Source organism: Pseudomonas sp. SJZ074, assembly GCF_007828215.1.
Classification (GTDB): Bacteria; Pseudomonadota; Gammaproteobacteria; order Pseudomonadales; family Pseudomonadaceae; genus Aquipseudomonas.
The window spans coordinates 72,804-84,421 of record NZ_VIUE01000005.1 but is presented as its reverse complement, the minus strand read 5'-3'; the positions used below and the strand labels follow the sequence as shown (position 1 = coordinate 84,421).

11 protein-coding genes are annotated in these 11,618 nt (G+C 56.6%); 6 read left to right on the top strand and 5 right to left on the bottom strand.

All coding sequences use genetic code 11. The features are described from left to right. Positions 1-7 precede the first annotated feature (7 nt). On the bottom strand, positions 8-1,801 hold the full coding sequence (locus FBX99_RS08360) for a DUF1302 domain-containing protein (protein WP_145131217.1): 1,794 nt from the start codon (positions 1,799-1,801) through the stop codon (positions 8-10). 567 nt (positions 1,802-2,368) lie between these two features. Here FBX99_RS08360 and FBX99_RS29370 point away from each other — a divergent pair. From FBX99_RS29370 to FBX99_RS08335, 4 genes are all read left to right on the top strand, one after another. Continuing rightward, on the top strand, positions 2,369-4,534 hold the full coding sequence (locus FBX99_RS29370) for an S-type pyocin domain-containing protein (protein ID WP_145131215.1): 2,166 nt from the start codon (positions 2,369-2,371) through the stop codon (positions 4,532-4,534). Further along, positions 4,531-4,776, top strand: coding sequence for a bacteriocin immunity protein (locus FBX99_RS08345; protein WP_144922922.1), 246 nt, complete (start codon positions 4,531-4,533; stop codon positions 4,774-4,776). Before FBX99_RS29370 ends, FBX99_RS08345 begins: the two co-directional genes overlap by 4 nt. A 120-nt stretch (positions 4,777-4,896) precedes the next feature. Beyond that, positions 4,897-5,679 carry an ATP-grasp domain-containing protein gene (locus tag FBX99_RS08340; protein WP_144922919.1) on the top strand — a complete coding sequence of 261 codons (783 nt, stop codon included), beginning with the start codon at positions 4,897-4,899 and terminating at the stop codon, positions 5,677-5,679. 350 nt (positions 5,680-6,029) lie between these two features. Then, positions 6,030-6,797 (top strand): N-acetylmuramoyl-L-alanine amidase, encoded by a 768-nt coding sequence (locus tag FBX99_RS08335; protein WP_145131213.1) that lies wholly within the window; start codon positions 6,030-6,032, stop codon positions 6,795-6,797. 44 nt (positions 6,798-6,841) lie between these two features. On the opposite strand, the gene FBX99_RS08330 is transcribed toward FBX99_RS08335, so the two are convergent. The 4 genes from FBX99_RS08330 to FBX99_RS08315 all read right to left on the bottom strand — a co-directional run bounded on the left by FBX99_RS08330 (position 6,842) and on the right by FBX99_RS08315 (position 10,318). Further along, complete coding sequence (locus FBX99_RS08330; protein WP_145131211.1) at positions 6,842-7,753, bottom strand: SDR family oxidoreductase; 912 nt, start codon at positions 7,751-7,753, stop codon at positions 6,842-6,844. A gap of 279 nt (positions 7,754-8,032) precedes the next feature. After that, the gene (locus tag FBX99_RS08325; RefSeq protein WP_144922911.1) at positions 8,033-8,944 is read right to left on the bottom strand and encodes an alpha/beta fold hydrolase; all 912 of its coding nucleotides are present in this window, start codon (positions 8,942-8,944) and stop codon (positions 8,033-8,035) included. Then, positions 8,944-9,726, bottom strand: a complete 783-nt coding sequence (locus FBX99_RS08320; protein ID WP_144922907.1) for a class II aldolase/adducin family protein — start codon at positions 9,724-9,726, stop codon at positions 8,944-8,946. The genes FBX99_RS08325 and FBX99_RS08320 overlap by 1 nt, the downstream gene beginning before the upstream one ends. Before the next feature lie 136 nt (positions 9,727-9,862). Further along, positions 9,863-10,318, bottom strand: coding sequence for a flavodoxin (locus FBX99_RS08315; RefSeq protein ID WP_145131209.1), 456 nt, complete (start codon positions 10,316-10,318; stop codon positions 9,863-9,865). A gap of 158 nt (positions 10,319-10,476) precedes the next feature. On the opposite strand from FBX99_RS08315, the gene FBX99_RS08310 reads away from it, so the two are divergent. Both FBX99_RS08310 and FBX99_RS08305 read left to right on the top strand, forming a co-directional pair. Further along, positions 10,477-10,950, top strand: a complete 474-nt coding sequence (locus tag FBX99_RS08310; RefSeq protein ID WP_144922902.1) for a PAS domain-containing protein — start codon at positions 10,477-10,479, stop codon at positions 10,948-10,950. A gap of 52 nt (positions 10,951-11,002) precedes the next feature. Then, on the top strand, positions 11,003-11,608 hold the full coding sequence (locus tag FBX99_RS08305; protein WP_144922899.1) for a hypothetical protein: 606 nt from the start codon (positions 11,003-11,005) through the stop codon (positions 11,606-11,608). The last annotated feature ends 10 nt before the right edge of the window (positions 11,609-11,618 follow it).

Here is an 11,618-nt window from a genome sequence, read left to right as displayed (position 1 = left end):
AGCCAGATCAGAAGTTCACGCCGAAGCTCAACGCGAGGAAGTCGCGATCCTTGAGGACGTTGTAATCGCCGCCGAAAAAGTCGGTGTAGCTCAGGCTGGCGGTGTAGGTGTTGCGGTAGTCAGCATCGACGCCGAGGCTGACGGCCTTGGCACCTTCGTTGAACAGGCCGTTGGGACCGTAGCCGGCCACGTCATGGGACCAGGACAGGTTGGGTTTGAAGTTGATGCCGGCAACGACGTTGGAATAGTCGAGGATCGCCCGGGCGCGATAGCCCCATGAGGTGGAGGTGACGAAGCCATCGGTGTCACCGTTGAAGCCGTATTGGCCGTAGACCGAATCGCGGCCGTAACGCAGCTTGTCCTTGGACTCCAGCCCGCCGACATGTACCACCGCCGCCTCGCCTACCAGGGTCAGGCGATCGGCGCCCAATACCTGGTCGAAGAAGTGGGTCATGGTGCTCTGGATCTGGGTGATTTCCTTGCGGCGGTAGCCGGTGTTGTCGGCGCCCGCCCTGGTTGCTATAGGTGAAGCTGCGCCGCCGGCAATCGGGTTGAGCAAGGCCAGGGTCAGGTCGTTGGTATTGAGCTGTACCGGAGCGTTGGGGCGATAGCTGATTTCACCGGTCCATGCGGTGCCGGTGGGCAGCGTGGTGGAGAAGCTGGCGCCGTACAGGCGGATGTCCTCGGGGTATTCGAGGTAATACTGACCGCGGCCGAGCATGACGCTTTGGGCCAGGCCGGCACCGCTGCCTGGAGACAGGCCGTTGGCAATCGCAATCATTCCCGGCAAAGCCGCCAGAGTGGAGGCGCCCGCCGTCGTGGTACCGACAGTAGGCGTGCGACTGTGATAATTCATGAAGTACAGGCCGTATTCGGTGTCATCGCCGAGCCAGCGCAACGCCGTGCCCCATTGGCCGGAGTCACGGGCGTCACGGTCACCGCCCCGAGGAACGACCACCCCTTCGCTGGTTACTTCGATACCCTGGCCGAACGCCTGGGTCAGCGGTACGAACGGCGCGATAGCCGGGCTGCCCACGGTATAGCCGCTGGTGCAACCATCCGCCACCACGTCATTGCCAAAGAACGTGCCGCAGTTATCGACCACCGTCTGGTCCCACTCAAGCTGGTAGAAACCCTCGATGGTGAGCTTGTCGGTCAGGCCCTGGGAGGCGAACAGCATGTTCACCGGGATCAGGCCTTCCTTGATCTCGGCACCCGGACGGCGGAACGCGGACACGTCCACCGGGTTGATGCTGTTGATGGAGTTACCGATGAAGGTACTCTCGCCCCAACTGACCACCTGCTTGCCGGCGCGCACGGTGCCCGGCAGATCGGCAATGGAATAGTTGTGATAGACGAAGGCGTCGAGAAGCTCCGCACCGGAAGACTTGGCACCTTCCTTGCGATTGCTGTCACTGATGTCCTTGAACGGACGGCTTTCGTCCTTCAGCTCGAAGTCATACCAGTACTTGCCACGCACGAACACGCCGGTATCACCGTACTTGAGTTCGAGGTCGTGCAGCCCTTTGAAGATTTTCGAGAACGTCTCGCCCTTCTTGAAATTCAGCCGCCCATCATCACCGGTGGAAGACTGGCCCCTGCCGCCGTTGACCGTGCCGATCAAATCCTTGTCGGCATCGCTCATGCCCCAGCTCGCGCCCACGGACAGCGAGGAGTCGAACTGACCCTCGATCTCGCCAATGTTGAATGAGACGGCCTGGGCCTGGGCACAGCAACCCAAGGCCACCGCAACGGCCAGCGCCTGCGGCTTGAAGATGGCGCGCATTGTTATTGTTGTCATGCGTCTTCCCCGATGAGTGACAGAGACTTCACCCTACTGCCGCCGGTCATGGGCGATAAGCGCACCAAGGAGGTATTCACGCTGTCGCTCGAAAGGATTAGCGCCCGCACAGGACGGGGCTTTGCACACGCCATGAATGGGCTGGATAGTGGCCCATCAGTGCTATGCATGTTCGGCGCCTCGTTTCGACTGTTGCGCGCGCCGTAACAGTGCATGTCCGGATCCGGTCTGTTTCCCGATGCGCCCGATCCCTATGCTGGCCGGGCTTCCAGGGTAACGGGCCTGCAAGCCCCCGCCATGGCATCCCTCACGCCTGGCACACCGTCATTCGGATGGATTGCGTATCGGTCCATCATCCCGTGTTTATCGACGTTGGTTTGTGGCTCCTTTGCAACGTCATGTTTAGGCCGCTGCTTTTTGCAGCGGCTTTTTTTATGTGGGTTTATTTCCTGGGTAAAACTTCTTGTTTCCTACAACACCGTCGGAAACGCTCACCTGCCCGGTTTGCAAGATCAAATTTATAGTCTTTTTCGTCGACTTGGATGGCGACGACATCAATAGGCATGAATGACGGCAAATATTGCATGCCGACATGTCTATTTGAACATTCAGCTCGAAAAGGAAATCGAGATGCTGGAAGAAAAAAATATACTGGTCAATAGAGGAATACCTCGCACGCCCTCTCTTTCAAACAATGGCTTCGGCAGTAACTGGGACCACTCAACAATCACAATTAACGCAGATCTTGGACGTGATGGAATTGATATAGCCACAGACTGGGTAATCGAGGGCAACCTTTATACCGAAACAACCTACAAAGAAAATATAAAAAACATCGTCCGCATAACCGATACCGAACTCGCAAACACAAAAGCGTATGTTCGCGCTACTGCCAAGGAGGGAACCGATGCCCTCGTCCTAGAGTTAAATGCGCTGGGTCTTCTGCTGTCCAACATAACAACTGATCACCAAAAGCAAAGAACAACCGCCAATCTTTTTTATGGTCACGACCCGCTGACTCATAAAGGACGGGATCCTTATATGAAAGGATTCGATGTCCCATTTCGCATTTCGGAAAAAGACTACATCAAAGCTGCAGAACAATGGAACGCTTCTTATGCCGCTGCTTACCATGCGAAGTTCCTGGCTGAGCAAATGAAACTGCTGAATGCTCGCATCGCTACACAGAATAAGACCATTGCCGATGCCAAAGCTAAAGCCGCCGCTGCTCAAGCAAAGGTCCAGGCCGAGGCTAAACGTGTGGCCGAAGAGCGAGCGCGGCTGGAGGCAGAGGCGCAACGCAAGGCTGCGGCTGAAAAAGCCGCCGCCCAGGCGAAAGCCCAAGCCGACGCAAAACGAATGGCCGAAGAACTGGCTCGCAAAACAGCCGAAGCTGAGGCCAAACGGGTTGCAGAAGAACAGGCACGGTTGGCGGTAGAAGAACAACTCAAGGTCGCGGCTGAAGCCGTCGCCCAAGCAAAAGCCCTGGCTGACAAAGAACGCACGGCCACTATAAAAGCCCGCAAGGCAGCCAGGGCTGAGGCCAAACGCAACGCCAGACGCAGACGGCTTGCCGCGAAAGCGGCCCGGCTTCAGGCCGAAACTCAAACGACACGTAGAACGGCCACGGCTGCTCAGGCATTTCGCCTATCGGGCTCCGTCGCTGTCGCCGGCCCAGCGTTCAGCGTCGCGGGAGCAAGTCTCGCCGCCAACCCGACAACCACCTCGGCAATCACCGCTGCGCTACGCGTTGCCGTCACGGCAATCAGCGAAACCATTGCGGCGACCGCGGTACCCGCTGTCGCAGGGTTTGCGGCATTGCTCTATTCACCCAAGTTGGCGAACGGTGAATTACCGGAACGGTATGCTTTAAGTACACCACTCTCAGACCTCGCACCGACACAACACCACGATTTACACGCCATCGCGGCGGCCGGCGGGACCGTTGACTTACCTGTACGCCTCACCTCCCAAGCGACGGCGGATGGTCAGTCAGAAATCCTCGTGATCAACACTGACGGTGTAACCCACCCGTCGAAAGTCCGAGTGCTACCGGTTACCTACAACGCACAACAGAACCTCTACACCGCTACAACTGAAGACACCCCACCCAGATCCTTGACGTGGACACCGGTCGTTCAACCCGGAAACAGTTCCACTGCATTTCCAGCCGAACCACCCGGCCCACCTGCTTATACAGGCGCATCGGTAACACCCGTAGTGGGGAGAATCGATCCATTCCCTGAGATATCCCTAAACAGTTTCAATGATTATGTTTTCGTTTTCCCCATCGACTCAGGCCTGCCACCCCTGTACGTCATGTTCAGGGATCGACGTGAAGACCCTGGGATTGCGCTGGGATCGGGTACCCCGATTTCAGGCGTGTGGACGGACGCTGCATCAAAAGGTGAAGGAGCACCCATTCCGTCGCAGATTGCGGATCAATTGAGGGGGAAGAAGTTTAGGAGATTCAGGAAGTTTCGGGAGAGTTTTTGGAAGGCTGCTGCTGGGGATCCTATACTTTCGCAACATTTTGACCGGTACAATCTAGGACGAATGAAGAGAGGGTTGGCGGCAATTGTTAATAAGAATGAACGCATTGGCAGGCGGTATACTTATGAGTTGCACCACATAAAATATATCTCCCACGGAGAGGAAATTTATGACCTTGACAACATTAATCTAATGACCCCAAAACGCCATATCGAAATACATCGAGAGCACAAACAATGACCAAACTAACAATGACAGAATCAGAATTTCTCGCCTTTGTGAAAAAAATTTGCGATGTAGATTATCCATCAGATTCGGCCCACATAGCCGCGATTATGGAGTTTGAAAAAATTTCAGAGCACCCTTCCGGTTCAGATCTAATTTATTATCCAGAAGACGGTCATAACAGCCCTGAACAAATAGTAGCAAAGGTAAAAGTTTGGCGCGCCGCCAACGGCAAACCGGGATTCAAGCAACTCTGACCTTCCAGATACTTAAACGACCTGCTACTGAATAATCGGCAGCAGGCTCTCTTGACTCCGCATCGTGATGTGTCGAGTCCAGCAGCATTTGACCCTCCACTTCTCATCGGTAAAAGCATTATGCACCTCATCTATCCTAGCGACCCATTTGATAAAGAACGTCCCGATGAGCAGTACGCTGAAGAGTACGAAGCGGTAATGATCGCAGGACTGAGGACTGTGCTGTTCTCTTTTGAAGATTTCGAAGCAGGTCTTTTCAGGACTTCTGCGCCCCTCATGCCCGGAGACTCGGTTTTATATCGTGGATGGATGCTGAGACCCAACGCGTATGCCGCTTTGCTTAACCAACTGCGCGAAAAGGGCGTCATTGGAGTGACCGACGCCAGGCAATATCGACTCTGTCATCATTTGCCGCAGTGGTATCCGCTGTTGGTCGCTCACACAAGTGAAACGGTGGTGCTGGATAGCGATGCAAACTTCACTCAGGCGCTCGAGGGCCTGCAATGGCCAGGCTACTTCATCAAGGATTACGTAAAGTCGCTTAACACGGGTAATGGCAGTCTGGTGAACACTCCCGAAGGTATAGCGCCGCTTGTTGAAAAGATGCGCCAATATCGTGGCCAGATTGAAGGCGGTATATGCGTCAGACGACGAGAAGAATACCTCGAAGAAACCGAACGTCGTTACTTTGTGCTCCACGGGCAGGCCTATGGCGTCACCGACGAGGTGCCTGAGTTGGTGATCGAATGCGCGCGGCTGATCGACAGTCCTTTTTTCTCAATAGACGTAGTGCTCAGATCGGACGGTGTACTGCGGGTGATCGAGCTGGGTGACGGCCAGGTGTCAGACCGCAAAGAATGGTCCACCGAGCGCTTTGCCTGGATGTTGAGCCGCGCAGGATAAGTATATACCTGATGGAACCCGCCTTATGGGTAATGTCGGTCACTTGAGGGATTGCTTGCATCATCGTGGCGATTATTTCATCAGCATAAGCATCGTCGCGCTTAAACTGCTGTTTTATCATACCGGCTTATCCCTAACTGAAATTTTTTCGCTCCTGCATCACTGTCAGAGTTCGTCATAAGAAAAATAGCCCATACATCCTGTTTCCATTAACGATCAATTCCCAAACACCCAAACGCCTATTCCTACAACAATGTAAGAACTCCACTACAAGCCCATGAAAAATCCACTGATACGCTGAAAGTCAGTCGCAGCATTCTGCTTCGATTTTAAACTTTAGCGAGTTCTTTATGACGTCAATCAACTACAACAGCTATCGATCAAAAAAAGGTTTTAACAGCCGAGTTCGCTTCCTGGTTTTCCATTACACCGCGGCTAACTTTTCATCTTCCGTCAACGCACTCACCGGTGCCTCCGCCAGTGCCCATTACCTGATTCCGGACTTCACTGACCCAAGCTATTTGAAGGCAGGTTTCAACGAGCCGCAGATTTTCAATCTGGTGGACGAAAACAAACGAGCCTGGCACGCAGGGGTGAGCAGTTGGGGCAATCGCAGCAATTTGAACGACACGTCCATTGGAGTCGAAATTGTCAATCTGGCCGCTGACCACCAGGGGACATTCACCTTCCCGCCTTACTCGCCGCAGCAAATCGAAGCAGTGGAACAGTTGGCCCTCGACATACTTCGGCGCTATCCCGAGATCACTCCGGTCAATGTCGTGGCGCATTCGGACATCGCCGCCGGGCGCAAGAGTGACCCGGGGCCGATGTTCCCCTGGCACGCGTTGTATCTGAAAGGCATCGGCGCATGGTTCGATGACTGCACGCAGCAGTCTTTCATGCAGGCCTACCGGTGCGCGGGCGTGCCAACACGGGAACATCTGTTGGGGCTGTTCCGGAAATATGGGTATGACACGACAGCGGCCACGACGAGCGCGGGTTTCCAGCGTTTGGTACGCGCCTTCCAGTTGCACTTCCGGCCGGCGAAACATGATGGGGTGATGGACATCGAGACAGCGGCGAACCTGGCAGCCTTGGTGAAGAAATACTGTCCCTGAGCACGGTTATCGTCGGCAACGACAACCGGCCCGGGCAATAAAGGTTACACGGCGTAACGCTGCATGTTCGCCATCATTTCCTTCAACGCTTCCAGGTTGTCATTGGGATGCACGGCGTTGTCGAAATCGCAGATCTGCTGCCAATGGGCAGCAACGTCTTCGGGCGCGAAGCCCTTGCTTGGGTCGAATCCGACACCGAGGCTGCGCTCCCAACGGACCTTGCCCATCCAGCCGCCGCCCACTTCGAACAATCCGGAGGTTTCCTGGCAGGCTTCGCTGGCCAGGTACACCACCAGCGGGCTGACGAGCTCGGGCTTGAGTTGCTCGAACACCTGCGGCGGCATCAGGCCTTCGGTCATGCGCGTGCCGCCGGTGGGGGCGATGGCGTTGACCAGGATATTGTTCTTGCGACCTTCGATGGCCAGGGTACGCGTCAGGCCATAAAGGCCGAGCTTGGCCATGCCGTAGTTGGATTGGCCGAAGTTGCCGTAGATGCCGGAGGTGGAGGCCGTGAAGATCACCCGGCCATAGTTTTGCTCACGCAGGTGCGGCCAGGCGGCACGGGTGACTTTGTACGCGCCCTCGACGTGGACGCGGTAGACCAGGTCCCAATCGGCGTCGTCCATTTTGTGGAAGGTCTTGTCCCGCAGGATACCGGCGTTGTTCACCACGACATCGACCCGACCAAACGCGTCGAGGGCGTTTTGCACAAGCTTGTCGCCGTCGGTGACGGAATCGTGGTTCGCCTCGGCAATGCCCCCGGCTTCGCGGATTTCGGCGACTACCCGATCCGCTGCCGAGGCATTGGCTCCTTCTCCCTGGGCAGAGCCGCCGAGGTCATTGACCAGCACCTTGGCGCCTTGCCTGGCGAACAGCAGCGCATGGGCCCGCCCCAGCCCACCACCGGCTCCCGTAACGATCACCACCTTATCTTCGAAGCGCACAGACTCACTCATGGGCAGAACTCCAGCAGACCGAGGGTTTAAAGCCTGAGTGTCAGGCACGGGGCTGACGGTCACAATCAACACGGTTGAGAGTGAATGGTAGGCGATAAGGTGAGGGGATGATGCGGTACCAGATTCCACCCGAACCGGGTTCGGCGGCAGGTCCACCGTCGAGGCAAGCTGACCCAACGCTTTGGCGAGCAAGCCCGCTCCCACAGAGGATGGGCGGTAGGTGCAGATCTCAGGTTCAATCCGGGCAGCGGTGGGAGCCGGGCTTGCCCGCGATGACGGTCACCGACATTTCGCCGAGGCCCGCAGCCGCACCGGCTCCGCGAGCTTTTCACGAAATGCCAGGTAATGCTTGAGCACCTGCACCGGGGCTTCGGTCTGTGGATAGTGCCCGATATCGGGCAGCAGCACCGTATCCGCATTAGGGATCAGAGCCTCGTAACGCGCCACCATGTGCGCGCCGGAAATCGGATCGAATGCGCCGTCGATCACCCGCAGCGGTACCTCGCCGCGCTGCATCGCCTGGACCCAGCGGTCGCGATGTACGCGGCGCTCGGGAATGTAGCGGATGAGTTTGTGCATGATCCGTGGCCCGTCGTGTTTTTTTACCAGGCTCCAGTAATCGTCCAGTTCGCTTTCGCTGGGACCGCGCCAGGGACCAAAGATCTGTCGAAAATTCCTGGCCAGGCCTTCGCGTGAAAAAGCACGCCCCATCAGCCAGCCCAACGGACTGAGCAACAACTTCTGCGCCAGAACCGGACGATGGGTTTCCGGAAACAGGCCCCCATTGAGAAACGCGCAACTGGCGATCTCGATGCGCGCCTCACAATGTCGGGCGATCAGCTCCTGGGCCACGCTGTCACCATAATCGTGGGCCAGAATATGCACCGCTTGCCGCTCCTGCAGATGAGCCAGCAATGCCTGCTGCAGATCCGCCTGCTCCAGCAGGCTGTAGACGTGATTCGTCGGCTTGGCGGAGTCGCCAAAACCGAGCATGTCACAAGCGATCACGCGATAACGCTGTGCCAGCGGCTGCCACAGGTAATGCCAGTCCCAACTGGCGGTGGGGAAACCGTGGATCAACAGCAGCGGCTCACCATGCCCCGCCACCCAATACCGGATGGTGTGGCCCCGGAACAGGAAGGTCTGGCCACGCTGACGCCAGATGCGCAGCGGAATCTGGACCATCGGCATCAGTGTCTGTAGCCCGGGTTCTGTTGGTCGAGCTTGCGCAGCAACGCCGGCCAGGCCAGCGCACCGCCCATGCCCTGAGCGCTTTTGGTGACCCCGGCAATCATCGCCCGGGCACCGGCCAGTATGTTCGGCTCGATGGGGATCAGCTCGGCCCCGCCGTTCTGCGCCAACACCTGGATGTCACAGGCCCGCTGGAAGGTAAACATCATCAGGAAGGTATCGGCGATGGTGCCAGCGCATGTCAGCAGCCCGTGGTTGTGCAGCATCAGAAAGTGGCGATCCCCCAGGTCTGCCTGCAAGCGGGCCTTCTCTTCATGATTCAGGGCCACGCCTTCATAAGCGTGATAGGCGAGGCTCGACAACACGAACAACGACTGCTGGCTGATCGGCAATACACCCTGTTTCTGGGCCGAGACCGCCACACCGGCAGCGGTATGGGTGTGCAGCACACAGGCGACATCGTCTCGTGTCTCGTGTACCGCGCTGTGAATGGTGTAGCCGGCCGGATTGATTTCGTAAGGGCTGTCCATCAGCTTGTGGCCGGCCAGATCGACCTTGACCAGGCTCGAGGCGGTTATTTCATGGAACATCAGTCCAAATGGGTTGATCAGAAAGTCTTCGGTGCCGGGAACCTTCGCAGAAATATGAGTGAAAATCAGGTCATCCCAACCATGCAGCGCGACCAGCCGGTAGCAGGCGGCAAGATCTATACGGGTTTGCCATTCAGCGGCACTGACCTGATCCTTGATGCTGAGTGTCGATTGGATGGGCGCTATGCTCACGGCTCTGACCTCGGGCTTATCGTTATAGGTATTGGCACAAGAAAGTGAGTCTAGTCAGCCCTTACCGAAACGGTAGTTGCATTGGCAGCCAGGTTAATGGCCGAGCGGGACACCCGTGGGGAACCCGCGCGCGCTATCAACCACGCAATGCGCCGATCAACTCACCCAACCAGGGTTCGGCATCGATTTCAGGTGTAACGCTTTCGCTGGCATCCAGGCGCAACATCGGGATCACCTCGCGCACACCCAGCTCGGCGAACAACTCGCGCATCTGCTCGCCACCGCCGCAGAAGGTGTCGCCATAACTGGCATCCCCCAGGCCAATCACCGCACCGGGCAGGCCGCGAAAGAATGCCGGCAGTTGATCGCGGATTGTCGAATACAGCGGAATCAGATTATCCGGCAACTCGCCCATGCCGGTAGTGGATGTCACGGCCAACAAGGCCTGCGGACCGAATGCCTGAATATCGGCCAAGGTTGTTCGCGGGTTATGCAGGGTTTCGAAGCCTGCATCGCCGAGCAGCTTGGCGGCGTGTCGAGCGACTTCTTCAGCGGTGCCGTACACCGAGCCGGAAAGGATGGCGACTTTCATCAATCTGGTCCTGAGCCTGAATAAAAAGAAGCGTGATAGTAGCAGGCTGAACCGCAGAGCTACGATTGACGCTCGACAAGCACTAATGGCCAGTAGACATCTCATCAGGTTATTCGAATAATGCGGCACTTACATGGGCTATACAAAGGACGTGTTCCATGATCAATGCGCAACTGATGCAACTGGTGATAAATGCTTCCAATGACGGAATCGTCATCGCCGAAAAGGAAGGCGAAGACAACATTCTGATCTACGTCAACCCGGCTTTCGAACGGCTGACCGGTTATAACCGCGATGAAATCCTTTATCAGGATTGCCGTTTCCTCCAATCGGGTGATCGCGATCAACCCTCCCTGGAGCGAATTCGCCAGACCCTGGATCAAGGCGGCGCTTGTCGGGAAATCCTTCGCAACTATCGCAAGGACGGCACGCCGTTCTGGAATGAATTGTCACTGTCCACGGTAAAAAACGAGGCGGATGGTCACACCTATTTCGTGGGCGTGCAAAAAGACGTGACGGCCCAGGTCAAGGCGCAGCAACGCGTCGTCCAGCTGGAAAAGGAATTGGCCGAAGCCCGTGCGACGATTGCCCGGCTAGATGCGACGAACGGCGCAAACAAAACGACGAATTAACGGTCATTCACTACAATCACCAGTGAAAACGCAAAGTCATTTCGAGTACACCATGCAACGTGACGCCCTTCTGACTCAGGATGAGTTGGACTTTATCCGGACCATGCAACACATCCCGCAATTGAATGAGCGAGATGTGACATCCAGCCTGCTGGTCAATAGCGGGTCGCAGATCCGTGACTTGCTGACACGCCTGGCGGCAAACGAGCAGGTCACGCTGCAAGCCAACTTCGAAAACCAGCAGATGACCTTCCCGTTGCACCTTGTGGAAGATGAATTCCATACGATGCACCTGCGCCTGGGTGTGCCGAGTATCTACGAGGACGGACCGAAAGTACGCCCATGGCGCCTGACCCTCGAAGAGCCGGTGGCGTTGGAAAATGCCAGGGGCCAGCCCGGGGCCTTGTGGGTTCACGAGGTGTCTTGCAAGGGGGTATTGCTGGAAAACCGCAACCGCACCAAACCACCGAAGCAATTTATCCTGTGGTTCAGCCCTTCAGGCTACGAAAGGATTTCCTTGCGAGGCACCTTCGAACGGGAAACCGACCAAGGCTTGTACGCCTACCATTTGAACCAGAACGACCAGGACGAAACCGAACGCCTGCGTCAGTACATCCTCCAGCAACATCGCCTATCCCATCCGGCCATGCATCTCTAGCGGTCCGTAC